Genomic DNA, 23,033 nt, shown 5'->3' with positions numbered 1-23,033 from the left:
GTCCGGGCGGAGCGGGGCGGGGGCGGGCGTCGACGTGACGGACGTCACCCGCCCGTCCCGCGGGTGTGCGGCCGCCCCGGTGGGCCGGGGTCGCGGTCCGCACCGCGGCGGCGGGCCGCGGACGCAATCCGGCCACGCCCGGCCGGTCTTGTGGGCCGCGGGACGGCTCCCCGCCATCGGCGGAGAACTCGACGAAAGGGACGAAGTAGTCGATCGAACGATGGGCGGCGGGAAGAATTACGGCGTCTATGGGGGTCACGCAGGATAATTTCCCGAACACCCTCTTGAGCGGGACAGGCTTGCATGCATACGCTGTGATGACGCGAGGTTCTCCTGTGGAGGAAGTGACATGACGGAAATTCTTGTGCCGGGTTCTGGCGGTGCGGTGATAACCGCCGGTGCGCGGGTGGTCGACCACCCGGCGTGGCCCGAGCTCAAGGCCGCCGTGGAGGAGATCCGCCCCTGGCAGGCCAAGGACGGCTCCATCGACGTCGAGGCCGCGGACGCCCCCGCCCCGGCCGTCGTCGAGGCCGCCGTGGAACGTGCCATCGGCGCGATCGAGGTGCTGTCGCCGCTGCTGCCGCACGCCGAGGCCTACCACCGCGCGCTCGTCTCCGACCTGCGCAAGTGGGTCGCGGACGGCTTCAAGGTGCCGGACTTCCTCGACTCCCTGCTGGCCTTCCACCCGGCCGCCGGGCGCGCCGACGGGCTCCAGCACCTGGTCGTCTTCCCCATGTACACGCAGAACGGCAACCTCGACCGCAACTTCGAGGCCGTCGTCCTGAAGATGGTGTGGCCCGAGTGGCTCTCCGAGCTGGAGCGCACCCGGTACGACAACCCGCTCTTCCTCGGCATCACCTTCGAGGACTTCACCCCGGGCTACGACACGCACTCCGCCGTGCTCTTCCCGGAGACCATCGCCGTCCGCGAGGCGCCCGAGCGCTTCACCTGGGGCGGCATCTTCTGCGACCGCGAGGCCGCCCGCTACCGCAAGGTCACCGAGGCCGCCGTCGACATCCTGGGCATCGAGCTGCCCGAGGACATCGCCCGCATGGTCGAGGACCAGGAGCGCTGCGAGAAGGCCTTCGTCCTGTGGGACATGGTCCATGACCGCACCCACAGCCACGGCGACCTGCCGTTCGACCCCTTCATGATCAAGCAGCGCCAGCCGTTCTGGATGTACGGCCTGGAGGAGCTGCGCTGCGACCTCACCGCCTTCAAGGAGGCCGTGAAGCTGGAGTCCGAGGGCAACGAGCACGGCCGCGACGTCCAGTACGCCGTCCTCTTCGACCGGATGTTCCGCTTCCCGGTCTCCGGCGACCGCAACCGCAACTACGACGGTCTCGGCGGCCAGCTGCTCTTCGCGTACCTCCACAAGCACGACGTCGTGCGCTGGACGGACAACAAGCTGAAGATCGACTGGATGCGCGCCCCGCAGGTCACCAACCAGCTGTGCGCCGACATCGAGGACCTCTACCGGGCCGGCATCGACCGCCCGAAGCTCGTCCACTGGTTCAAGGCGTACGAGCTCGTCTCCACCTACCTCGCCCCCCACCCGGGCTCCAAGTGGGCCAAGGGCCCCGACGCGCTCGACCTGACGCAGCCGCCGCGCAAGCTCGTCGACGACGTGCTTCCCGACGAGTTTCCGCTGAGCATGTTCTATGAGGCGCTCGCCAAGAAGCTCAAGGGAGTGATCGCCTCCACGAAGGGCATCACTGCAGTGAACGCCGATTCGGTCGAGCGGGTCGCCGCGTGAGCGCTCGCCCACAGGAGGCTGCACAGATGAACAGCGCTGCGAAGTCCGGGAACGGCAATCTCCAAGGAGCCGTCGTCGCGGTGGCAGGGGCCGGCGGCCCCGCCGGCCGTGCCGCTCTGCTCCGCCTCGCCGAGGCCGGTGCCGTCGTCGTGGCCGCCGACGCCGACGCGTCCCGCCTCGCGGAGTCGGTGGACGCGGCCCGCTACGCCCACGGCGGTGCCACCGTCACCGGGGACACCGTGGACCTGCTCGACCTGGAGGCCACCAAGGCCTGGGCCGAGCGGACCGAGAAGGAGTTCGGCCGCGTGGACGGGCTCGTCCACCTCGTGGGCGGCTGGCGCGGCAGCAAGACCTTCACCGACGTGGACCTCGCGGACTGGGACTTCCTGGAGAAGCTCCTGATCCGCACCGTCCAGCACACGTCGCTCGCCTTCCACGACGGGCTGCTGCGCAGTGACCGCGGCCGCTACGTCCTGATCAGCCAGTCCGGTGCGCACAAGCCGGTCGCCAACAACGCCGCGTACAACGCGGGCAAGGCGGCCGCCGAGGCCTGGACGCTCTCCCTCGCCGACTCCTTCCGCAAGGCGGGGGGCGAGGAGGGCCCGGGCGCCGCTGCTGCGATCCTGGTGATCAAGGCACTGGTGCACGACGCCATGCGCGCCGAGCGCCCCAATGCGAAGTTCGCGGGCTTCACCGACGTCAAGGAGCTGGCCGAGGCCATCGCCGGCGTGTGGGAGCGGCCCGCCATCGATGTGAACGGACAGCGTCTGTGGCTCACTCCGCAACCGTGAAAACCGATGCCCGCCGCCACCACGACCCGGCGGTACGCGGATTCGCGAGCGACAACTACGCGGGGGTCCATCCAGAGATCCTGGAAGCCCTCGCCCTGGCCAACGGCGGCCACCAGGTCGCCTACGGCGAGGACGAGTACACCGAAAACCTGCAGAAGATCATCCGCAGCCACTTCGGCCCGTACGCGGAGGCCTTCCCGGTCTTCAACGGCACCGGCGCGAACGTCACGGCCCTCCAGGCCCTGACGGACCGCTGGGGTGCGGTGATCTGTGCCGAGTCGGCGCACATCAACGTCGACGAGGGCGGCGCGCCGGAGCGGATGGCCGGGCTCAAGCTGCTCACCGTCGCCACCCCGGACGGCAAGCTCACCCCCGAGCTCATCGACCGGCAGGCCTGGGGCTGGGAGGACGAGCACCGGGCGATGCCGCAGGTCGTCTCGATCACCCAGAACACCGAGCTCGGCACGGTCTACACGCCGGACGAGATCCGGGCGATCTGCGAGCACGCGCACGGCCACGGCATGAAGGTCCACCTCGACGGGGCCCGGATAGCCAACGCCGCGGCCTCGCTCGACGTGCCGATGCGCACGTTCACCAACACGGTGGGCGTGGACGTGCTGTCGTACGGCGGCACCAAGAACGGCATGATGTTCGGCGAGGCCGTGGTGGTCGTCAACCCGGACGCGGTCCGGCAGATGAAGCACATCCGCAAGATGTCGATGCAGCTCGCGTCCAAGATGCGGTTCGTGTCGGTGCAGCTGGAGGCGCTGCTCGCCAAGGACCTGTGGCTGCGCAACGCGCAGCACGCCAACGCGATGGCGCAGCGGCTCGCGGCCGGCGTGCGCGAGACCGACGGGGTGGAGATCCTCTACCCGGTGCAGGCGAACGCGGTGTTCGCGAAGCTGCCGCACGAGGTGTCGCGGCGGCTGCAGAAGCGATACCGCTTCTACTTCTGGGACGAGGTCGCCGGCCACGTGCGCTGGATGTGCGGCTTCGACACCCAGGAGGAGGACGTGGACGGCTTCCTCCAGGCGTTGAAGGAGGAGATGTCCCGCTAAGGACGTCACCCCCTCAGGGCTGAATATATATACCTCCGACCGCAAATCCATTGATCTGCGGTCGGAGGTATGCCTATGCTCCGGGCCATGCAGCTGATCCCGCAAAGCCCAGACATTCATGCCTATTTGGCGGCGGACGAGGTCATCGACCACGATCACCCGCTCGTACGGGAAACCGCAGACGCCCTCTGGGTCGCGACCGCAGGCGCATATTCATACGCCAAGGTTGCCTTCGAGTTCGTCCGCGACGCCATCCCGCACTCCGGCGACTCCGGAGACCTCCGCGTCTCCTGGCGCGCCTCCGACGTGCTGGGCACGCGCAACGGGATCTGCTACGCCAAGTCCCATGCCCTGGTCGCCCTGTTGCGGGCCAAGGGCATCCCGGCCGGTCTCTGCTACCAGCGGCTCGCCGACGACGATGGCTCGAACCCCGCCGTCCACGGGCTGATCGCCCTCCGGCTGCCCGGCGCCGTGGACTGGGCCCGCCAGGACGCACGCGGCAACAAGCCCGGAGTGGACGCGCAGTTCGCCCTGGATGCCGAGCGGCTCGCCTTCCCCGTACGCCCCGAGCTGGGGGAGGTCGACTACCCCGAGCTGTACGCCGCCCCGCACCCGGCCGCGCTCGCGGCCCTCAAGAAGTCCGCCGACCGGCTGGAGCTGTGGCGGAACCTTCCGACGGCCCTGTAGTCGCGGCGGCGGCACCGGTCGGCGCCGCACCGTGGCGGGCCACCAGTGCGTGCAGCAGGGCCGACGCCAGGATCAGCGTGGAGATCCCGGCCAGTAGCGCCTGCGGCGGCGCCGAGGCCGCGAAGCCCACGAGCGCGGCACCGACCGACGCGGCGGTCAGCTTGAGTCCCGCCCCGAGGGTGAACACCTGGGTCCGTACGGCGTCGGGGGCGTACTCCGAGCGGATCCGGAGGGTGGCCGTCAGCAGCGGTCCGTCGCACACGCCGGCGGCGGCGAAGAGCACCGCCGCGACGGCCACGGACGGGGCGAAAACGGCCGCCGCCAGGGCGGCCCCGGTCCCCGCCATGGCCCGGCGCGCCAGCCGGCCCGGCTCCACGGACGTGATCCGGCCCAGCGTCAGGGAGCCCGCCAGCGCGCCCACCGCGAACGCCGTCATCAACACGCCCCCGCCGCCCGGGCTGCCGAGCCGGGACGCCAGCAGCACGGAGGTGGTGGTGAGCGTGCCGATGCCGACGAAGGCCAGCGTCGTGGCCGAGGTGATCGCCCGCAGCTCCCGGATCCGCCACAGGGCCGCCAGTCCGGCACCCAGGCCGGCCGCAGCGGGAGCCCCCGGTTCGGCACCCGGCCGCGCCGTCGGGTCCGGCTGCCGGGTCGTGTACGGGAGGGTCGCGGCCAGTACCGCCGCGAGCGTGCCGGCCAGCGCCAGCGCAGCCATCGCGGGCGCGGCCGAGCCCAGTGCGGCGGCCAGGCCCACCACCGCCGGGGCGGTGACCGCGGCGGCGTTGTAGGTGGAGGCGTCCCATGCGTACGCCCGGTCCCGCCCGGCCCCCGCCGGGACCAGGCCGGCGACCAGGCTGGACATGCCGCCCGTCACCATCGGCCCGCAGCTGCCGCCCAGCAGGGCCACCGCCACCACCACGGGCGCCGGGGCCCGGCCCAGCAGCACGGCCAGCGCCGCCACCGCGCAGGTGAACCCGGTCAGCGCGACCACGTGGAACAGCCGCGGCCGGCCGGTGCGGGCTGCGGCCGCACCGGCGAGCGGGGCCGCCAGGACGTGTGGCGCCAGCCAGGCGGTCAGGACGAACGCCCCGTACGCGGCGCTCCCCGTGCGCTCCAGGGCCAGCAGGACCACCGCGAGGCTCATGCCCTCCGAGGCGAACCGTGCGGCCAGTGCTGCTGCCAGGTATCGCCCGAACCCGTGCATCCCCGGAACCCCCTCGCGACACGTAACGTGATAGCGCTGAAAGACGTTACGTCATATGGGTGTAGGGCGAAAGGATTTCGGGATGGCCGATTCCGCGCAGGGGTTCGCGGCGGGCTCGCGGTTGATCGAGCTCGCCGAGGCGGTACGGACGGACCCCGACCTCCCACGAGCCGAGCTCGTGGCGCTCCTGGCGCGGCACGGGGAGCATCCGGCCGCCCTCACGGGGCGGGCCTTCACCGAGCAGGGCGCGGCCGAACTGCGGGCCGCTGCGCGGCGGATGGGAGCGGTCCTCGCCGAAACCGACGAGGACCGCGCCGTCGAAGCCCTCAACGAGCTGTTCGCGCAGTACGCGGCCCCACCTCGGCTGACCAGGCACGACGGCCACCGCTGGCACCTGCACGTGGACCGGGGGGAGGGTGCCGGGTGGGGCGGGTGGTTCCTGGCTTCCGGGGCGTTGGAGCTGTCCCGGCTGCTCACCGAGTGCGGGCGGATCGCATGGGGCGCCTGCGCCGCCGAGGGCTGCGGGCGGTTCTTCCTCGGTACCGGGCCCGGCAGTGCCCGGCGCTACTGCACCCCGAGTTGCGCCACGCGCGCGCGGGTCGCCGCACACCGCAGGCGCAAGCGGGCGCAGGCGGCCGAGCGGACGTAGCGGGCGCCGCGTTCGCCCAGACGCCAAAACGAGAATAGGAAAGTTTCCTGTCGGATAAGGTCAACTTGGCATGCTCATGGGTACTTTCGGCGGCAGGAATTCCCCGTTCCCCCCACCTCCGACCGGAAGGCGCTTTATGCGTTACGGAGTCCCCGCGGGGCCGGCCGCCCTCGCACTCGGATTGGCCGCGGCCCTGACCCTCGCCCCCGCCGCCCACGCCGGCCCCCCACGGCCGGCCCCCGCCCCTGCCGCGGCCCCCGCGCAGTTCGCCCATCCAGGGGTGCTGAACAGCCGCGCCCAACTGGACTTCGTGCGCACGAAGGTTCAGGCGGGGCAGCAGCCGTGGAAGGCGGCGTTCGACGCCATGCTCGCCAGCCCGTACAGCTCGCTGTCGCGCACGCCCAAACCGCGCGCCGTCGTCGAGTGCGGTTCGTACTCGAACCCGGACATCGGCTGCTCCGACGAACGCGAGGACGCCATCGCCGCGTACGGCGACGCCCTCGCCTGGTACATCACCCGCGACGCCAGGTACGCGAAGAAGTCGATCGAGCTGATGGACGCCTGGTCGGCGAAGATCAAGGACCACACCAACAGCAACGCCCCGCTGCAGAGCGGCTGGGCGGGATCCACCTGGCCGCGCGCCGCCGAGATCATCAAGCACACGTACACCGGGGGTTGGCCCGGCCAGGGGCGCTTCGCCACCATGCTGCGCGACGTCTACCTGCCGGAAGTCGTGGACGGGAAGCCGAACAGCAACGGCAACTGGGAACTGATCATGATGGACGCCGCCGTCGGAATCTCCGTCGACCTCGACGACCGCGCCGCCTACGACAAGGCGATGGCGATCTACCTCGGCCGGGTCCCCGCGTACTTCTACCTGGCCTCCGACGGCCCGCAGCCGAAGTACCCGCCGCGCTCCTCCATCGACACCAAGAACGAGCTGATCGACTACTGGCACGGCCAGGACACGTTCGTGAACGGCCTCGCGCAGGAGACCTGCCGGGACTTCGGCCACACCGGCATGGCGATCGCCGCGACCATGCACGTCGCCGAGACCTCGCGGATCCAAGGGCGCGACCTCTACCCGGAGTTCAAGGACCGCTTCCGGCAGGCACTGGGCTTCCACGCCGGGTACGAACTCGGCGCGCCGGTGCCGTCGTGGCTGTGCGGCGGGAGCCTGCACAAGGGCATCGGCCCGGCGACCGAAGTCGGCTACAACGCCCTGCACACGCGGCTGGGCGTCGGCATGGAGAAGACCCGCGAGCTCACCGAGGGGCGGCGCCCCGCGGGTACCGAAAACCATTTCGAGGCGTGGGAGACGCTCACCCACGCCGAGAACCCGAACTGACGGCCGAGCGCACCGCTGCGGCCCCGCCGTGAACAGCGGGGCCGAACGATCACCCGACCCGGTGGCGGCGGATCAGCCCGCTTCCTTGACCTGGGCGGCCGTCGGCGCGGTGCCGCCCAGGTGCGCCGGGAGCCACCACGAGTCCTCGGGACCCTTGGGGGCGGCCGGGTAGGCGCGCTGGGCCGCCTCCAGCAGCTCCTGCACCCGCTCGCGCAGGCGGCGGGTGATCGCCCCGGCGTACTGGTCGGTCGGGGCCTCGATGGGCTCGCCGACCCGCATCGTCACGGGGATGTGGCTGCGCTTGAGGTCCTTCGGGCGGCCCTTGGTCCACAGCCGCTGGGTGCCCCACAGGGCCACCGGGATCAGCGGGACGCCGGCCTCCTGGGCCATGCGCGCGGCACCCGACTTGAAGCTCTTGAGGGTGAACGACTGGGAGATCGTCGCCTCCGGGAACACGCCGATGATCTCGCCGGCGCGCAGTGAGTCGAGAGCGTGCTGGTAGGCCGTCTCGCCCTGCTTGCGGTCCACCGGGATGTGCTTCATCGCGCGCATCAGCGGGCCGGACACCTTGTGGCGGAACACGGACTCCTTCGCCATGAAGCGGACCAGGCGCTTCTGGGGCCGCGCCGTCAGGCCGGCGAAGATGAAGTCGAGGTAGCCGATGTGGTTCGACACGAGAACCGCCCCGCCCTTGCGCGGGATGTTCTCCGTGCCCTTCATATCGATGCGGATGTCCAGCGCCCGGAAAAGGGTGTGGGCGGCGCCGATCACCGGAGGGTAGATGAGCTCAGCCATGAGGGGGAGACCCCGCTTTCTGCCTGGGGAGGTGCTCCCGGCTGGAAGTTACGGCAGCGTAGGTACGCGGCCCTTGGGGATCGTGCCCCAAACACGGGCTGCTGGCCAGCCCAGACGACCGTGCCCGGGGAGATTCTCGTCACGCAGGGAATGCGGCGCGTGTCCGGGGCGCTCGGATCACCGTACGAACGTACTTCAATGATGCGGGAACGAGGTCCGCCGGGGCGGCGGACGACCGTCCGGTGCAGGCGGACCGGCAGGTGGCGACGGGAGCAGGGGTGCGCGGGGACGAGGACGGGCGCGGAGCGGGCCAGGTAGGGCCGGAGTCCGGTCGGACGGGGGCCGGCCGACCGGACGGTACGCGGCTCGGCGCGGCGGAACTGGGCGCCGAACCCGGGGACCGGGCCAGCCTGGTGCAGTTCTCCAGCGCGTTCTGCCAGCCCTGCCGGGCCACCCGGCGGATCCTCGCCGAGGTGGCGGACATGGTCGAGGGCGTCGAGCACATCGAGATCGACGCTGAAGCCCGCCTTGAGCTGGTGCGGGCCCTGGGCATCGAGAAGACCCCGACCGTGCTCGTTCTGGACGCCGGGGGGCGGATCGTCCGGCGCGCCGTGGGCATGCCGCGCAAGGCCGATGTGATCGCCGCGTTGGGTGCCGCAATATGACGGGCGCGCCGGTACGCGCGCCCGCACGCAGAGTGACGCGCCTCGCATCTGCCCGATGCGGCTTGACTGTGTACACGGGAGATCGCCAGGCTGGCGGCATGCGGTATGAACTCCTGCTTTACGGGCGGGTCCACGTGGACCTCGTCCGCTACGCGAGCGCACGTTGTCGGGGCCACTGAACGACCCCGGCTCCCGACCCGATCCCACCGCGCCCGTGCCCGCCGCCTCCGCGGCAGAAGGAAGCTCCCCGATGACAGCCCCGCCGGCGACGACGGCCCCGACGGCCCAGCCCGCACGCTCCACCTCCGGCCAGCCCGGCTCGCCCGACCTCCTCCGCTCCGCCTTCCGCCGGCATGCGGCCGGCGTGGCCGTGATCACCGCCGGGGACGGCGGCCGGCCGGTCGGGTTCACCGCGACCTCCCTCAACTCGGTCTCCGCCGACCCCCCGCTGCTGTCCTTCACCATCGCCACGGGAGCCTCCAGCTGGCCCGTCATACGCGACTCCGAGCACCTCGGCGTCCACATACTCGGCGAGCACCAGAAGGAACTCGCGGGGCTGTTCGCCCGCAGCGGGGCCGACCGGTTCGGCTCCGGTACGGACTGGGCGACGGGCCCGTACGGCGTTCCGGTGCTGGACGGCGTTCTGGCGTGGCTGGTGTGCCGGGTCGTGGCGCGGGTGCCGGCCGGGGAGCACCGGGTGATCATCGCGGAGGCCGTGGTCGGGGACCCGGCCGGGGAAGGCCGGCCGCTGCTGTACCACCAGGGTCGCTTCAACGCGTTGCGCGACTGAATCGTCCCTGCTGGGGCGGGTTCGGGTGGCGTTGGACAGATCACAGTTCAGCGGCCTTGCAACCGTGGGGCACCCACGGTGTACTGACGAGTAACATTCCCTTCGGAGCGCGGGCCGCCCCGACCGGGATCCGCCCGACAAGGCGCCTATGCTGCCTGCACAAGGCGGTATCAGAAAAAAGACGATGCGGTAGGAGAGCCGGCGTGAGCCTGAGGATCGTTGTCTGTGTGAAGTACGTGCCCGACGCCACCGGCGACCGGCACTTCGCCGATGACCTGACGGTCGACCGCGACGACGTCGACGGTCTGCTGTCGGAGCTCGACGAGTACGCCGTCGAGCAGGCGCTGCAGATCGCCGAAGACGCCGACGACGCCGAGATTACCGTCCTGACGGTGGGCCCCGAAGACGCCAAGGACGCGCTGCGCAAGGCGCTGTCCATGGGTGCCGACAAGGCCATCCACGTCGAGGACGACGACCTGCACGGCAGCGACGTCATGGGCACCTCGCTGGTGCTCGCCAAGGCGATCGAGAAGGCCGGCTACGACCTGGTCATCACCGGCATGGCCTCGACCGACGGCACCATGGGCGTGCTCCCGGCGATCCTGGCCGAGCGCCTGGGCGTCCCGCAGGTCACCCTGCTCTCCGAGGTCAAGATCGAGGACGGCACCGTCACGGGCCGCCGCGACGGCGACTCCGCGAGCGAGCAGCTGGAGGCTTCCCTCCCGGCGCTCGTCTCCGTGACGGACCAGTCGGGCGAGGCCCGCTATCCCTCCTTCAAGGGCATCATGGCCGCCAAGAAGAAGCCGGTGGAGTCCTGGGACCTGGAGGAGCTGGAGATCGAGTCCGACGAGGTCGGCCTCGAAGGCTCCTGGACCGCGGTCGACTCCGCGGCGCAGCGCCCGGCCCGCACCGCCGGCACGATCGTCAAGGACGAGGGCGAGGGCGGCAAGCAGCTGGCCGAGTTCCTGGCCGGCCAGAAGTTCATCTAAGGACTTCGGTCACCCCTGTTAGCCCCCAGATACTTCGCAATCGCAGGAGAGCAGTCCCATGGCTGAAGTTCTCGTCTACGTCGACCACGTGGACGGCGCCGTCCGCAAGCCCACCCTTGAGCTGCTGACGCTGGCCCGCCGCATCGGCGAGCCCGTCGCCGTCGCCCTCGGCGCCGGTGCCGAGGCCACCGCCGCCGTGCTCGCCGAGCACGGTGCCGTCAAGGTCCTCACCGCCGACGCCCCCGAGTTCGCCGACTACCTCGTCGTGCCGAAGGTGGACGCGCTCCAGGCCGCGTACGAGGCCGTTTCCCCGGCCGCCGTGCTCGTCCCGTCCTCTGCCGAGGGCAAGGAGATCGCCGCCCGCCTGGCGGTCCGCATCGGCTCCGGCATCATCACCGACGCCGTCGACCTGGAGGTGGGTGACGAGGGTCCGGTCGCGACGCAGGCCGCGTTCGCCGCGTCCTTCACCACCAAGTCCCGTGTCTCCAAGGGCACTCCGGTCATCACCGTCAAGCCGAACTCGGCTCCGGTCGAGGCCGCCCCGGCCGCCGGCGCCGTCGAGGCGCTCGCCGTCACCTTCGGCGCCCTGGCCACCGGCACCAAGGTCGTCTCCCGCACCCCGCGCGAGTCGACCGGCCGTCCCGAGCTGACCGAGGCCGCGATCGTCGTCTCCGGCGGCCGCGGTGTCAACGGCGCCGAGAACTTCCACATCATCGAGGCGCTCGCGGACTCCCTCGGTGCGGCCGTCGGTGCCTCGCGCGCCGCGGTCGACGCCGGCTGGTACCCGCACTCCAACCAGGTCGGCCAGACCGGCAAGTCGGTCTCCCCGCAGCTGTACATCGCCTCCGGCATCTCGGGCGCGATCCAGCACCGGGCCGGCATGCAGACCTCGAAGACCATCGTGGCCATCAACAAGGACGCCGAGGCCCCGATCTTCGACCTCGTCGACTACGGCGTGGTCGGCGACCTCTTCGCGGTCGTCCCGCAGCTGACCGAGGAGATCCAGGCCCGCAAGGGCTGACCTGCGTCGATGCTGTGACTCGGGGCCGCGTGGTGACACTCACCACGCGGCCCCGAGCTGTTTCCTGCAACCATTGACTAGACAAAGAGCCCTCATTAAATTCTGCTATGCGGATCTAAGCTTCCGTGAAGCGGAAAAAGAGGAGAGTGCACGATGGGTCAGCAGGAGAAGGTGGCGAAGAGCCTCGCAGGCGCGGTCAGCGAGGGCATCAGCGCCTCCCTCGCGCCGGTGGACGCGGAGCTCGCGCGCCACTACCCGGGCGACCCCGGCACCCGCCAGCCCGTTCACACCGTCTACGTCCCCGGCGACGTCTTCGCGGCCGACACCATCCGCTCCTGGGGCGACCAGGCCCTCGCGGCCCTCGACGAGCACGCACCGGACGCCGCCACCTTCGCCAAGGTCCTCGGCATCTCCGACGAGCTCGCAGGGCCCGTCTACGACCGCGTCCGCGCCAAGCTGGAGCGCGAGCCCATCGAGGACCTCCGCGTCGACTTCGAGGACGGCTTCGGGGTCCGCTCCGACGAGGAGGAGGACCAGGCGGCCGCCCGCGCCGCCCGCCTCGTCTCCGAAGCCTTCGCGAACGGCACGAACGCCCCGTACATGGGCGTCCGCATGAAGTGCATGGAGTCCAACGTCCGCGACCGCGGCATCCGCACCACCGACGTCTTCCTGTCCGGGCTGCTGGAGCACGGCGGCCTGCCCGACGGGCTGGTCCTCACCCTCCCGAAGGTCACGTACGCGGAGCAGGTCAGCGCCTTCGTCAAGCTGCTGGAGGCCTTCGAGACCACCCGCGGCCTGCGGCCGGGCCGGATCGGCTTCGAGATCCAGATCGAGACCAGCCAGTCGATCCTCGCCTCCGACGGCACCGCGACCGTCGCCCGGATGATCGAGGCCTCCAAGGGCCGCGCCACCGGCCTGCACTACGGCACCTTCGACTACAGCGCCTGCGTCGGAGTCTCCGCCGCCTACCAGTCCAGCGACCACCCGGCCGCCGACCACGCCAAGGCGATCATGCAGGTCGCGGCCGCCGGCACGGGCGTACGCGTCTCCGACGGCTCGACCAACGTCAAGCCGGTCGGCACCACCGAGCAGGTCCACGAGGCCTGGAAGCTGCACTACGGCCTCACCCGCCGGGCCCTGGCCCGTGCCTACTACCAGGGCTGGGACATGCACCCCGGCCACCTCCCGACCCGCTACGCGGCGGTCTTCACCTTCTACCGCGAGGGCCTCGAAGCCGCCGCCGCGCGGCTCAAGGCGTACGTCGCGAAGATCGAGGGCGACGTGATGGACGAGCCGGCCACGGCCAAGGCCCTGGCCGGCTACCTGGTCCGCGGCCTGGACTGCGGCGCGGTCGGCACGGACGAGGTCACCGCCCTGACCGGCCTGACCCGCGCCGAGCTGGACGCCTTCGCGATCCCGCGCCGCTCGGCGACGCTGACGGCGACCGCCTGACCCGTCCCACCGCACGGGGGCCCGGCCGGTACGCACCCGGCCGGGCCCCGCGGCGTTCAGACGGGTCCGACGATCCACCGGTTCAGGACCGCGTCCCGGCCGGCCGTGACGAGCAGGCTGCCGTCGGGGGAGAAGGCAACGGCGTTGACCGCGTCGCGGTGACCGGACAGCGGGTCACCGACCCGCCGGCCGGTCGCGGGATCCCACAACAGCACGGCGGCGTCCTCGCCGGCCGAAGCCAGCAGCCGCCCGTCCGGCGAGAACGCCACGTCGTACACCGCCGAGGCGTGGCCGCTCAGCGGTGCGGCGCCGACCGGCCGGTCGCCCTTCGGAGCCCACAGCCGTACGGTGCCGTCGTCGCCCGCCATGGCCAGCACGGCCCCGTCCGGCGAGAACGCCGCCGACCACACCGCGCCCCCGCAGTCGCCCGGCAGGGTGCCGAGGAACAGCCGCGCGGCGGGATCCCACAGCCGCACCCGGCCGTCCGCGCCCGAGCAGGCCAGGAGGTGCCCGTCCGGGGCGAACGCGAGGGCGGCGGCCTCGCCGGTGCCGGCGTCGAGGGGTTCGCCGGAACGCCTGCCGGTGACCGGGTTCCAGAGCTCCAGGGTGCCGTCCGCGCTCGCCGTGGCGAGCAGCCGCCTGTCGGGGGAGAACGCGATCCGTTTCAGCGGGGCGCGGTGGCCGGTCGGCAGCTCCCGGAGGACCGCGCCGGTCGCCAGATCGTGCAGGTACACGGTCCGGTCGGCGGCCGCCGTCGCCAGCACGCTGCCGTCGGGCGAGAACGCCAGGCACGAGGGCACGAGGGGGAGCCTCGCCGGAGCCACGTCGAGGGGCCGCCCGGTCACCGGGTCCCACAACCGGGCCGTGCGCTCGGCGGTGGTCGCCGCGAGGAGGCGGCCGTCGGGGGAGAAGGCCACCCGCACGAGAGGGGCTTCGGCCGGTACGGCCGGCAGCCGGACCGGCTGCCGTTCCCGCAGGGCGACGGCCAGGGCTTGGGCTGCCAGCGGCGTCGGGCGGGGGGCGCCGGCCCGTTCGTACACCAGGACCGTCTCGTCGTAGGACGCGGTGGCGAGCAGCCGGCCCGTCACCGAGAAGGCGATGTCCTCGATGCCGCCGGCGTGGTCGGTCAGCGGCGGTCCGACGGCCAGGCCGCTGGCCGTGTCCCACAGGTGGACGGCCCAGGGGGTGCCGGTGGCGAGGAGGCGGCCGTCGGGCGAGAAGGCCAGGGCGCCGACCGGGCCGGTGGGGCACGAAAAGGTGCGCGTCTCGCGGCCTCCGGCCGGCGCGTGCAGGGCCACCAGGCCGTCGCGGTAGCCGAGGGCGAGCAGCAGTCCGTCTCCGGACAGGGCGACCGCCTCCGGAGCGCCGGCCTCGGCGGTGCGGGGCGCTCCGGCGGCGCTCCCGCCGAGCAGGTCCCAGACCCGTGAGCTGCGGGCGGCGGCCAGGAGGCGGCCGTCCCGGGCGAAGGTCACCGCGTCGATGGGGTCCTTGCCGCCGCCGTGCGTGACGAGGACCGGGCGGCGGCCGACGGACAGGTCGCAGAGCCGGACGGCGCCGCCGAGTTCGAGGGTGGCGGCCATCTCGCCGGTCGGCGCGCAGGTGATGCCGGTGATCGGGGACCCGTGGCCGAACAGCGGTGGACCGTCGGGCCGGCCGGTCCCGGGGTCGATGTGGTGGAGCAGCGACGGGTCCCTGGAGTCCGTCGCCAGCAGCCTGCCTTCGGGAGTGAACGCGAGGGGGTGCGTCGCGGTGAAGGGGGTGATGGTGGCGACGCCCGTCGAGGTGTCCCACAGCTGGACCGAGTCGCCGCCCGCGGAGGCCAGCAGCCTTCCGTCGGGGGAGAAGACCACGTTCCGGACGGGGGCGAGGTGCCCGACGAGGCGGTGCCGGAGGGCGTACGGGGCGGGCCCGGCGGCCGGCGCGGGAGCGGGGCCGTGTCCGGTCCCGGGAGCCGGGCCGTACCCGGTCCCGGGAGTCGGGCCGTACTCGGTTCCCGGAGTCGGTCCGTACCCGGTTCCGGAAGCCGGTTCGGGGGCCGGTCCGGGAGTTGGTTCGTGAAAGGGCCCGGGATCGGGACGCGGTTCCGGGGTCGGTTCGGGCGTGGGCCGGGAGGCCGGTTCGGGATGCCAGGGCGTTCGGGACTGTTCGGCCGGGCCGGCGGAACCGGCGGGGGCGTGGGTACCGAAGACGCTGTCGAACCAGGTGTCGGCGCGGGAACCGGCGGCTTCGTCGGCTCCGGCAGGGTCGTGGGGCCCGGCGGTCCGTTCCACCGGGGCCTCGCGGACCGCCTCCTGGCCCGTGGGGGCGGCCTCCGCCGGACCGGCCGCGCGAGCCGCGCGGGCACGCACGTGCACGGGATGCTGGAGCGCGGCCAGTTCCTGCCAGCGCCGCCGCCAGACGGCGAGTTCGGGGGCGTTGTGGGAGGGGACCGCGGTCTCGTGGCCGTACTCGTCGTACGACAGCAGGATCCGGATCAGCGCCATGAGGGTGTTCTGCCCGACGAGCCGTTTGCCGTTGAACGCATCGCTCTGGGTCGCCACCGGCAGTTGGATCCCGGTACCGGAACCGGCCGCGCGGGCTTTTAGATCGCGGTACGAGGGCCTGCCCCGCCCGATCCGCAACCGCGTCAGGTCACCGGCGAGCGCGGCGAGTCCCTCCTCGAACGTGCCGCGCGGCTGCGGCTCCATGTCCCCCATGTCCCCCCTCGGCCATGCGTGGCCGCCCAGGTTAGAACGCCGGGGGCGGAACGGTCCCGAACTTTCCCGAACACTTGGGAACGGTCGCCGCGTTCCGCCGAACACGCTTGTCGTTCAAGGGGTTTCCGGTGCGATCTGCGCGGATCGGATGCGTTCCGTACGTGCCTGCCGCCCGCCCCGGCGGGGGTTACATCGAGCCATGACCACACCAGGTGAAACGCAGCAGCCGTTCCTGTCCCTGCACACCGCCGTCGTGCTCGTCATCGCCCTGCTCATCGGGTGCGGCGTCGGCGCGCTGAGCTTCATGGGCGGTGTCCCCGTCGCCCTGTCCGTCCTCGCCGGGCTCACCGCCGCCGGCGGGGCCGTGCCCGTACTGCGGGGGCTGATCCGCTGATCCGCAGCCGGCGCGCTCCGGCCGGCGGGTCTCAGACGGCCGGCGGGAGTTCGCCCGAGCCGCGGGGGATCAACCGGGTCGGGAGTTCGATCCGGGCCGGGTCGAGGGAGGCGCCCGCGAGCCGTTGGAAGAGGCGGTCCGTGGCCACCCGGCCCAGGGCCGCCGCGTCCTGGGCGACCACCGTCACCCCGGGGCGCAGCAGGTCGGCCAGCTCGAAGTCGTCGAAGCCGACCAGGGCCACGGGCAGCGGGTGCTCGGCCAGGACCCGCACCACGGTCACCGTCACCCGGTTGTTCCCCGCGAAGACCGCCGTGACGGGGTCTGGCCCCGTCACCATCGCCCGGGCCGCCTCGCCGACGCGCTCCGGGGACGTCGAGCCGAGGGAGATCCAGGGCTGCGCCACCGGCAGGCCCGCGTCCGCCATCGCCGCGCGGTAGCCCCGCAGTCGCTCCGTCGCCGTGTGGATGCGCGGGTGGTCCCCGATGAAGCCGATGCGGCGGTGGCCGCCTGCGATCAGGTGCGCCACCCCGGCGCGGGCCCCGCCAGAGCTGTCCGACAGCACCACGTCCGCGTCGATCCGGCCCGCCGGGCGGTCCACGAACACCGTGGCCACACCGGCGCGGATCTCCGGCTCCAGGTAGCGGTGGTCGTCCCCCGCCGGGATCACGATCAGCCCGTCCACCCGGCGCGCGCACAGCGCCAGCGCCAACTCCCGCTCCCGGTCCGGGTCCTCGGCGCTGGAGCCGTTGATCAGCAGCGCTCCGTGGGCCCGGGCCACTTCCTCCACCGCCCGGTTCAGCGGCCCGTAGAAGGGGTCCGCGAGGTCCTCCAGGACCAGCCCCACGGTGGCCGTTCGGCCCTTGCGCAGGACGCGTGCGCTGTCGTTGCGGCGGAACCCGAGCGCCTCGATGGCCTCCTGGACCCGCCGGACCGTGTCCGGGGTGACCCCCGCTTCGCCGTTGACCACCCGTGACACCGTCTTCAGACCCACGCCCGCACGCGACGCCACGTCCTTCATGGTCGGCCGGTTGCCGTAGCGGGGGTCGGACGGGCGGCGGGTCTGCGGCACGGGACGGAAACCTCCGGAGATGGCGGGGCGCGGTCGGGGCACGGCTCTGACCTTGAGGATAAGCACTGGCTCCGTGAGCGGGTTTCCGTGGCAGGGTGATGCGGGCAAGCCACTGGGGGCTCCGGACGAGCCATGGGGAGAGGGGTAGACGTGATTGTCTGGATCAACGGCACATTCAGCGCCGGGAAGACCAGCACGGCCCGCGAACTGACCGGGATCCTGCCGGACAGCACCCTGTACGACCCGGAGCTCGTAGGCGACTCACTACGCCAACTGCTACCGCGCAAGCGCCTCGCGGAGGTCTCCGACTACCAGGACCTGCCGAGCTGGCGGCGCCTGGTGGTGGACACGGCCGCCGCGATGCTCGCGGAGCTGGGCGGGGTGCTGGTGGTGCCGATGACGCTGCTGAGGCAGGAGTACCGGGACGAGATCTTCGGCGGGCTGGCGGCGCGCCGGATCTCGGTGCGGCATGTGCTGCTCGCTCCAGAGGAAACGATCCTGCGCGAGCGGATCGCGACGCGCGAGGAACCGGGGGACCCGGCGGACGTGGACGTGCGGGTGCGGCAATGGGCGTACGACCACATCCCGGTGTACCAGCAGGCGCTGGACGGCTGGCTCGGCGCGGACGCGCACGTCATCGACAACGGGACCCTGAGCGTGCGGGAGACGGCGGAGCGGATCGCCGAAGCCGTGCGAACCGATGCCGCCCGGGTCTGCGACATCGTGCAGACCCCGGAGCCGACGCGCGAGACGGTCGCGGCGGGGGTGCTGCTCTTCGACGACGAGGACCGGGTGCTGTTGGTCGATCCGACGTACAAGCCGGGCTGGGAGTTTCCGGGCGGGGTCGTCGAAGCGGGCGAGGCACCCGGGCGCGCGGGCGTCCGGGAGGTGGCGGAGGAACTGGGCCTGACGCTGGACGCCGTGCCGGGGCTGCTGGTCGTGGACTGGGAGCCGCCGATGCCTCCGGCGTACGGGGGGCTGCGGCTGCTCTTCGACGGGGGCTGCCTCCCGGCCGCCGCCGCGGCCGCGCTCCGGCTGCCGGGGCCGGAGCTGCGGGCCTGGAAGTTCGTGACGGAGGAGGAGGCGGCGGGACTGCTGCCGGCGGTCCGGTACGAACGGCTGCGCTGGGCGCTGCGGGCGCGGGAGCGGGGCCGCCCGCTGTACCTGGAGGCGGGCCGCCCCACCCCGTAGTCAGGCGCGGCGTCACCCGCGCCGGACCACGGTTACGGGAGGGACGGCTGCGACGCCGCAGCCGCGAGGAGGGCGGCCGCCGTGTCCTTCGTCAGGGGGTCGCCGTGGCCGAAGCAGGCCACCGACGGGGACAGCGCCGCCAGGCGCCGGAACGAGGCCCGGGCCTGCGCCCGGTCCACGTTGAACACGCCCAGCATCACCTGGCCCACCGCCGCGACGCAGTCGCCCGTGAACAGCACTCCGTGGCGCGGCAGGTGGACGGCGATGCTGCCCGGCGTGTGGCCCGGGGCGTGGACCACCACCGCCCCGTCGCCGAACGGGAGCGCCTCGCCGTCCTCGACCTCGCGGTCGACCCGCGTCGGCGGCGCCTGCGGCACGGTCAGGCCGTGCTCGTACAGCGGGAGTTCCCAGTCGAGCAGGACCGGATCCGGGACCGGGAGCTCGCCCCGGATCACCGGAGCCTCCAGCCGGTGCGCCACCACCTGCGCACCCCAGCGGCCGGCGAGCTCGTCCGCGGCCCCGACGTGGTCGCGGTGGCAGTGGGTCAACACGATCCGCTCCAGCCGCCGCGGGTCCAGCCCGAGGGAGCGGACGGCCTCCTCGATCGCCGCCGCGGACCCGGCGTGGCCGGCGTCGACGAGGGTCAGGGCCTCGCCGTCCTGCCAGAGGTAGGCCTGGCCGATCGGGAAGCGGAGCATGTGGAGCCGCTGCGGGAGCACTTCGACGAGATCCATGCCCCGAACGTAGGTCCGCCGGCTCCGCTCCCGGCCCGTCTTTCACCGGGAGCGGAGTTCGCCCGTAGCGCAGGTCAGCCGCGCTTGGACTCCGCGTAGTTGACGAGGAACAGGGCCTCCGCGACCGACAGGCGCTCCAGCTCCTGCGGGGAGACGCTCTCGTTCACCGCGTGGATCTGGGCCTCCGGCTCGCTCAGCCCGATCAGCAGCATCTCCGCCTCGGGGTAGAGCGACGTCAGCGTGTTGCACAGCGGAATCGATCCGCCCATGCCGCTGACCTGCATCTCCTGGCCCGGGTACGCCACCTGCATGGCCGCCGCCATCGACGCGTACGCCGGGCTGCTCGTGTCCGCCTGGAACGGCTGGCCCTGACCCACGACCTCAAGTTCGAGGTGCGCCTGCCACGGGGTGTGCGCCACCAGGTGCGCCTCCAGCAGCTTGATCGCCTCGGCCGTGTCCACGCCCGGCGGCACGCGCAGGCTGATCAGCGCGCCGGCGCTCGCGTGTACCGAGGGGGTGGCGCCGACCACCGGCGGGCAGTCGATGCCGAGCACCGTGACGGCCGGGCGGGCCCACAGCCGGTCGGCGATCGTGCCCTCGCCGATCAGCTCGACCCCGTCGAGCACCCTCGCGTCGGCGCGGAAGTCCGCCTCCGGGTACTGCAGGCCCTCCCAGACGGCGTCCGAAGCGAGGCCGTCCACCGTGGTCGAACCGTCGGCCGCACGCAGCGAGTCCAGCAGCCGGATCAGCGCGGCCAGCGCATCGGGGGCGACGCCGCCGAACATGCCGGAGTGCAGGTTGCCGCCGAGGGTGTCGATCTTCACCTTGATCAGGGTCATGCCGCGCAGGGTCGCCGTCACCGTCGGCAGGCCGAGCCGGAAGTTCCCCGCGTCGCCGATGACGATGGTGTCCGCGGTCAGCAGCTCCGGGTGCGCCTCGGCGTACTGCTGGAGGCCGCCGGTGCCCTGCTCCTCCGAGCCCTCGACGATCACCTTCACGCTCACCGGCACACCACCGTTTGCCTTCAGCGCGCGCAGCGCCAGCAGGTGCATGATGAACCCGCCCTTGCAGTCCGCGGCGCCACGCCCGTACCAGCGGCCGTCGCGCTCGGTCAGCTCGAAGGCGGGGGAGATCCAGGTGGCGTCGTCCAGTGGCGGCTGCACGTCGTAGTGCGCGTACAGCAGGACGGTCGGCGCACCCTCGGGGCCGGGCAGGAAGCCGTACACCGACTGGGTGCCGTCGGGGGTGTCGAGGAGGGACACGTTCTGGAAGCCCTCGGCGCGCAGCGCGTCGGCGACCCAGCCGGCCGCACCCTCGCTCTCGCTCTTCGGGAACTGCGCCCAGTCCGCCACCGACTGGAAGGCCACCAGCTCGCTCAGCTCCTGCTTGGCGCGGGGCATCAGCGAGGCGATGGTCTCGGCGATCGGATTCTGGGACATGGGCACGCTCCTTTTGGGTGCGACGTTGTGTACGTGTACGCCGCCCGCATCCGCGTGGTGGGCGTATGCCGGGTACGGCGAAAGACAGAGCCGATCCTCGCACAGCAGGACGGGCCGGACTCGCGCCGTAGGATTTCCCTGCATCGGAGCAACCGCATGATCAGGAGCAGCAGCACATCGTGAGCAGCGACGACAGCACCGTCGGGGGACCCGACTCAGCAGCAGGGCAGACCGCTCGGAAGGCGGGGGACGGGATGGCCGAAAGCACCGGCGGAGCCGGCGAGGTGTGGGACGTGGTCGTGGTCGGCGCCGGACCGGCCGGCGCGTCGGCCGCGTTCGCGGCGGCGACGGCGGGGCGGCGCGTACTGCTGCTGGAGAAGGCCGAACTACCCCGGTACAAAACCTGCGGCGGCGGCATCATCGGCCCCTCGCGCGATGCCCTTCCGCCCGGTTTCGTCCTGCCGTTCAAGGACCGCATCCACGCCGTCACCTTCTCGCTGAACGGGAAGCTGACCCGGACCCGCCGTTCGCGGCAGATGCTGTTCGGGCTCATCAACCGGCCCGAGTTCGATGCGGCACTGGTCGCCGAGGCCGAGAAGGCCGGAGCCGCCGTCCGTACCGGTACCGCCGTGGCACGGGTCGAGCAGCACGGGGCGGCAGTGCCCGACCGGCGCACGGTCGCCGTGGTGCTCGCCGACGGGGAGACCGTCCTGGCGCGCGCGGTGGTCGGCGCGGACGGCAGCGCGAGCCGGATCGGCGCGCACGTCGGGGTCGAGATGGACCAGGTGGACCTCGGCCTGGAAGCGGAGATCCCGGTACCGGAGACGGTCGCCGAGGACTGGAAGGGGCGCGTGCTCCTCGACTGGGGCCCGCTGCCCGGCAGTTACGGCTGGGTCTTCCCCAAGGGCGACACCCTCACCGTCGGGGTCATCGCGGCGAAGGGCGACGGCGCCGCGACCAAGCGGTACCTGGAGGACTTCATCGCCCGTCTCGGACTCGCGGGCTTCGAGCCCTCCGTTTCCTCCGGGCACCTGACCCGCTGCCGCAAGCCCGATTCGCCGCTGTCCCGGGGCCGGGTCCTGGTCGCGGGCGACGCGGCCGGGCTGCTGGAGCCGTGGACCCGTGAGGGCATCTCGTTCGCGCTGCGCTCGGGCCGGCTGGCCGGGGAGTGGGCCGTGAAGATCTCGGAGGCGCAGGACGCGGTGGACGCGCGCCGCCAGGCCCTCAACTACGCGTTCGCCGTCAAGGCCGGACTGGGCGTGGAGATGAGCGTCGGCAAGCGGATGCTGACCGCGTTCGAGGCCCGGCCGGGGCTGATGCACGCGGCGATCACCGGTTTCCGCCCGGCCTGGCTGGCCTTCGCCCGGATCACCCGGGGGGCGACGACGCTGCCCGACATGGTGCGGACGTACCCGATGGCTCGCAAGGCGCTGCACGTCTTGGACGGCAAGCAGGCGCGGAACCGGAACCGGAACCGGGACCAGGGGCCTGAGCAGGGCCAGGGCCAGGGGCAGGGCCAGGATCCGGAGAGGGAGAAGGCCTAGACGGGGATCGGGCCCGGGCCGGGCCCGGTGGCCGGCCCGGTGGCAGGGCCCCCGTGACGGGGGTCGCTACCGCGGCCGGTGGGCGTTCGAGGGTGGCGGTCTTGTCCGGGAGGCGCGGGCGAGGCCGCCACTGCTGTGGGCGGCGCCGGGACGCGACGGGATTCGCAGGCACTCGACGGGATTCGACGGGCAGGGGGTCCTGCGCGTCAGTTCGAGACCGTGATCCGGAAGACCGGGTGGTCCCCGGCGGCCGCCTGGAGCTCTGCGTCGGTGGACTGCGCGGTGACGCCCTGGAAGAACCGGTTGACCTCCCAGCCCCACTTCTCCAGGTAGGCGCGCAGCACGGCGGCCTTCTGGACGGGGTCGGTGAGCTCGGTGACCGTGAAGGCGCGCACCTTGCGCCCCACGCGCAGTTCACCGCCGCCCGCCACCCGCATGTTGCGGACCCACTGGGAGTGGCCGCGCGCCGACACCAGGTACTGCTCGCCCTCGTACGTGTGCGGGTTGACGGGGATCCGCTGCATCTGGCCGGAGGTGCGGCCGCGCACCGACAGCTCGGCGGTGCCGGCCAGGCTGATGCCGAACCGGGCCAGCTTTCCGAAGAGGGAGTTGAAGCGGATTTCGAACGGGCCGCCCTGGACGTAGTAGGGGGTGGGTGCGTTCATGGCTGCCTCCGCGATTCTGGGAGAGCGGTGCTCTCGCTTGAGAACAGTGTGCACGGATCGCCGCACCAAAACAAGAGCAGTGCTCTCACAAAGGAG

At 72.3% G+C, this 23,033-nt stretch carries 22 protein-coding genes; 15 read left to right on the top strand and 7 right to left on the bottom strand.

The features are described 5' to 3' along the window. Positions 1–349 precede the first annotated feature (349 nt). From OG974_RS08745 to OG974_RS08730, 4 genes are all read left to right on the top strand, one after another. Positions 350–1,756 (top strand): DUF6421 family protein, encoded by a 1,407-nt coding sequence (locus tag OG974_RS08745; RefSeq protein WP_327282112.1) that lies wholly within the window; start codon positions 350–352, stop codon positions 1,754–1,756. 26 nt (positions 1,757–1,782) lie between these two features. Then, entirely contained in the window at positions 1,783–2,547 is a 765-nt protein-coding gene (locus OG974_RS08740; RefSeq protein ID WP_327282111.1) for an SDR family NAD(P)-dependent oxidoreductase, read from the top strand. Next, a complete protein-coding gene (locus OG974_RS08735; RefSeq protein ID WP_327282110.1) occupies positions 2,544–3,605 on the top strand; it encodes a low specificity L-threonine aldolase in 1,062 nt (353 codons plus the stop codon). Before OG974_RS08740 ends, OG974_RS08735 begins: the two co-directional genes overlap by 4 nt. Positions 3,606–3,692: 87 nt before the next feature. Continuing rightward, positions 3,693–4,292: a transglutaminase family protein gene (locus OG974_RS08730; RefSeq protein ID WP_371646062.1), complete on the top strand. Its 600-nt coding sequence runs from the start codon at positions 3,693–3,695 to the stop codon at positions 4,290–4,292. Here OG974_RS08730 and OG974_RS08725 read toward each other — a convergent pair. Next, a complete protein-coding gene (locus OG974_RS08725) occupies positions 4,237–5,496 on the bottom strand; it encodes an MFS transporter (protein WP_371646060.1) in 1,260 nt (419 codons plus the stop codon). The genes OG974_RS08730 and OG974_RS08725 overlap by 56 nt on opposite strands. 82 nt (positions 5,497–5,578) lie before the next feature. On the opposite strand from OG974_RS08725, the gene OG974_RS08720 reads away from it, so the two are divergent. Continuing rightward, entirely contained in the window at positions 5,579–6,145 is a 567-nt protein-coding gene (locus tag OG974_RS08720) for a CGNR zinc finger domain-containing protein (protein WP_327282107.1), read from the top strand. A gap of 136 nt (positions 6,146–6,281) precedes the next feature. Beyond that, complete coding sequence (locus OG974_RS08715; RefSeq protein WP_371646058.1) at positions 6,282–7,493, top strand: alginate lyase family protein; 1,212 nt, start codon at positions 6,282–6,284, stop codon at positions 7,491–7,493. A 72-nt stretch (positions 7,494–7,565) separates the two neighbouring features. Here the strand turns inward: OG974_RS08715 and OG974_RS08710 are convergent, their stop codons facing one another. Then, positions 7,566–8,288: a lysophospholipid acyltransferase family protein gene (locus OG974_RS08710; RefSeq protein ID WP_327282101.1), complete on the bottom strand. Its 723-nt coding sequence runs from the start codon at positions 8,286–8,288 to the stop codon at positions 7,566–7,568. Between the two features lie 278 nt (positions 8,289–8,566). Between OG974_RS08710 and OG974_RS08705 the strand changes: the two genes are divergently transcribed. The 6 genes from OG974_RS08705 to OG974_RS08680 all read left to right on the top strand — a co-directional run bounded on the left by OG974_RS08705 (position 8,567) and on the right by OG974_RS08680 (position 13,205). Then, entirely contained in the window at positions 8,567–8,953 is a 387-nt protein-coding gene (locus OG974_RS08705) for a TlpA family protein disulfide reductase (RefSeq protein ID WP_371646765.1), read from the top strand. Beyond that, positions 8,950–9,132: a putative leader peptide gene (locus OG974_RS08700; RefSeq protein ID WP_371646056.1), complete on the top strand. Its 183-nt coding sequence runs from the start codon at positions 8,950–8,952 to the stop codon at positions 9,130–9,132. Before OG974_RS08705 ends, OG974_RS08700 begins: the two co-directional genes overlap by 4 nt. A 71-nt stretch (positions 9,133–9,203) precedes the next feature. Next, on the top strand, positions 9,204–9,743 hold the full coding sequence (locus tag OG974_RS08695; RefSeq protein WP_327282100.1) for a flavin reductase family protein: 540 nt from the start codon (positions 9,204–9,206) through the stop codon (positions 9,741–9,743). Positions 9,744–9,946: 203 nt separating this feature from the next. Further along, the gene (locus OG974_RS08690) at positions 9,947–10,732 is read left to right on the top strand and encodes an electron transfer flavoprotein subunit beta/FixA family protein (RefSeq protein WP_327282099.1); all 786 of its coding nucleotides are present in this window, start codon (positions 9,947–9,949) and stop codon (positions 10,730–10,732) included. Between the two features lie 58 nt (positions 10,733–10,790). After that, on the top strand, positions 10,791–11,753 hold the full coding sequence (locus OG974_RS08685; RefSeq protein WP_328761889.1) for an electron transfer flavoprotein subunit alpha/FixB family protein: 963 nt from the start codon (positions 10,791–10,793) through the stop codon (positions 11,751–11,753). A 153-nt stretch (positions 11,754–11,906) separates the two neighbouring features. After that, positions 11,907–13,205 carry an aldolase gene (locus tag OG974_RS08680; RefSeq protein WP_327282097.1) on the top strand — a complete coding sequence of 433 codons (1,299 nt, stop codon included), beginning with the start codon at positions 11,907–11,909 and terminating at the stop codon, positions 13,203–13,205. 56 nt (positions 13,206–13,261) lie between these two features. Here OG974_RS08680 and OG974_RS08675 read toward each other — a convergent pair whose 3' ends face one another. After that, on the bottom strand, positions 13,262–15,901 hold the full coding sequence (locus OG974_RS08675; protein ID WP_371646053.1) for a hypothetical protein: 2,640 nt from the start codon (positions 15,899–15,901) through the stop codon (positions 13,262–13,264). Between the two features lie 199 nt (positions 15,902–16,100). Between OG974_RS08675 and OG974_RS08670 the strand changes: the two genes are divergently transcribed. After that, on the top strand, positions 16,101–16,295 hold the full coding sequence (locus tag OG974_RS08670) for a hypothetical protein (protein ID WP_327282095.1): 195 nt from the start codon (positions 16,101–16,103) through the stop codon (positions 16,293–16,295). Positions 16,296–16,326: 31 nt separating this feature from the next. Here OG974_RS08670 and OG974_RS08665 read toward each other — a convergent pair whose 3' ends face one another. Continuing rightward, positions 16,327–17,364: a LacI family DNA-binding transcriptional regulator gene (locus OG974_RS08665; RefSeq protein ID WP_327282094.1), complete on the bottom strand. Its 1,038-nt coding sequence runs from the start codon at positions 17,362–17,364 to the stop codon at positions 16,327–16,329. A gap of 150 nt (positions 17,365–17,514) precedes the next feature. On the opposite strand from OG974_RS08665, the gene OG974_RS08660 reads away from it, so the two are divergent. Beyond that, positions 17,515–18,555, top strand: coding sequence for an NUDIX domain-containing protein (locus OG974_RS08660; RefSeq protein ID WP_329312845.1), 1,041 nt, complete (start codon positions 17,515–17,517; stop codon positions 18,553–18,555). 32 nt (positions 18,556–18,587) lie between these two features. On the opposite strand, the gene OG974_RS08655 is transcribed toward OG974_RS08660, so the two are convergent. Continuing rightward, entirely contained in the window at positions 18,588–19,289 is a 702-nt protein-coding gene (locus OG974_RS08655) for an MBL fold metallo-hydrolase (RefSeq protein WP_327282092.1), read from the bottom strand. A gap of 74 nt (positions 19,290–19,363) precedes the next feature. After that, entirely contained in the window at positions 19,364–20,728 is a 1,365-nt protein-coding gene (locus OG974_RS08650) for a dipeptidase (protein ID WP_371646050.1), read from the bottom strand. A gap of 254 nt (positions 20,729–20,982) precedes the next feature. Here OG974_RS08650 and OG974_RS08645 point away from each other — a divergent pair, with 254 nt between their 5' ends. Beyond that, the gene (locus OG974_RS08645; RefSeq protein WP_371646048.1) at positions 20,983–22,272 is read left to right on the top strand and encodes a geranylgeranyl reductase family protein; all 1,290 of its coding nucleotides are present in this window, start codon (positions 20,983–20,985) and stop codon (positions 22,270–22,272) included. A 206-nt stretch (positions 22,273–22,478) separates the two neighbouring features. On the opposite strand, the gene OG974_RS08640 is transcribed toward OG974_RS08645, so the two are convergent. Next, entirely contained in the window at positions 22,479–22,937 is a 459-nt protein-coding gene (locus OG974_RS08640) for a nitroreductase/quinone reductase family protein (protein WP_327282090.1), read from the bottom strand. Between the last annotated feature and the right edge of the window lie 96 nt (positions 22,938–23,033).

Origin of the sequence: Streptomyces sp. NBC_00597 (genome assembly GCF_041431095.1) — a bacterium.
Classification (GTDB): Bacteria; Actinomycetota; Actinomycetes; order Streptomycetales; family Streptomycetaceae; genus Streptomyces.
This window is presented reverse-complemented; position numbering and strand designations above follow the sequence as displayed.

Bases quoted from the DNA above. Each gene is read 5' to 3' on its own strand.
- OG974_RS08655 (WP_327282092.1), bottom strand. From the start codon at position 19,289: ATGGATCTCGTCGAAGTGCTCCCGCAGCGGCTCCACATGCTCCGCTTC.
- OG974_RS08725 (WP_371646060.1), bottom strand. From the start codon at position 5,496: ATGCACGGGTTCGGGCGATACCTGGCAGCAGCACTGGCCGCACGGTTC.
- OG974_RS08695 (WP_327282100.1), top strand. From the start codon at position 9,204: ATGACAGCCCCGCCGGCGACGACGGCCCCGACGGCCCAGCCCGCACGC.
- OG974_RS08640 (WP_327282090.1), bottom strand. From the start codon at position 22,937: ATGAACGCACCCACCCCCTACTACGTCCAGGGCGGCCCGTTCGAAATC.
- OG974_RS08675 (WP_371646053.1), bottom strand. From the start codon at position 15,901: ATGGGGGACATGGAGCCGCAGCCGCGCGGCACGTTCGAGGAGGGACTC.
- OG974_RS08685 (WP_328761889.1), top strand. From the start codon at position 10,791: ATGGCTGAAGTTCTCGTCTACGTCGACCACGTGGACGGCGCCGTCCGC.
- OG974_RS08745 (WP_327282112.1), top strand. From the start codon at position 350: ATGACGGAAATTCTTGTGCCGGGTTCTGGCGGTGCGGTGATAACCGCC.
- OG974_RS08700 (WP_371646056.1), top strand. From the start codon at position 8,950: ATGACGGGCGCGCCGGTACGCGCGCCCGCACGCAGAGTGACGCGCCTC.
- OG974_RS08740 (WP_327282111.1), top strand. From the start codon at position 1,783: ATGAACAGCGCTGCGAAGTCCGGGAACGGCAATCTCCAAGGAGCCGTC.
- OG974_RS08715 (WP_371646058.1), top strand. From the start codon at position 6,282: ATGCGTTACGGAGTCCCCGCGGGGCCGGCCGCCCTCGCACTCGGATTG.
- OG974_RS08720 (WP_327282107.1), top strand. From the start codon at position 5,579: ATGGCCGATTCCGCGCAGGGGTTCGCGGCGGGCTCGCGGTTGATCGAG.
- OG974_RS08650 (WP_371646050.1), bottom strand. From the start codon at position 20,728: ATGTCCCAGAATCCGATCGCCGAGACCATCGCCTCGCTGATGCCCCGC.
- OG974_RS08670 (WP_327282095.1), top strand. From the start codon at position 16,101: ATGACCACACCAGGTGAAACGCAGCAGCCGTTCCTGTCCCTGCACACC.
- OG974_RS08680 (WP_327282097.1), top strand. From the start codon at position 11,907: ATGGGTCAGCAGGAGAAGGTGGCGAAGAGCCTCGCAGGCGCGGTCAGC.
- OG974_RS08730 (WP_371646062.1), top strand. From the start codon at position 3,693: ATGCAGCTGATCCCGCAAAGCCCAGACATTCATGCCTATTTGGCGGCG.
- OG974_RS08710 (WP_327282101.1), bottom strand. From the start codon at position 8,288: ATGGCTGAGCTCATCTACCCTCCGGTGATCGGCGCCGCCCACACCCTT.
- OG974_RS08645 (WP_371646048.1), top strand. From the start codon at position 20,983: ATGGCCGAAAGCACCGGCGGAGCCGGCGAGGTGTGGGACGTGGTCGTG.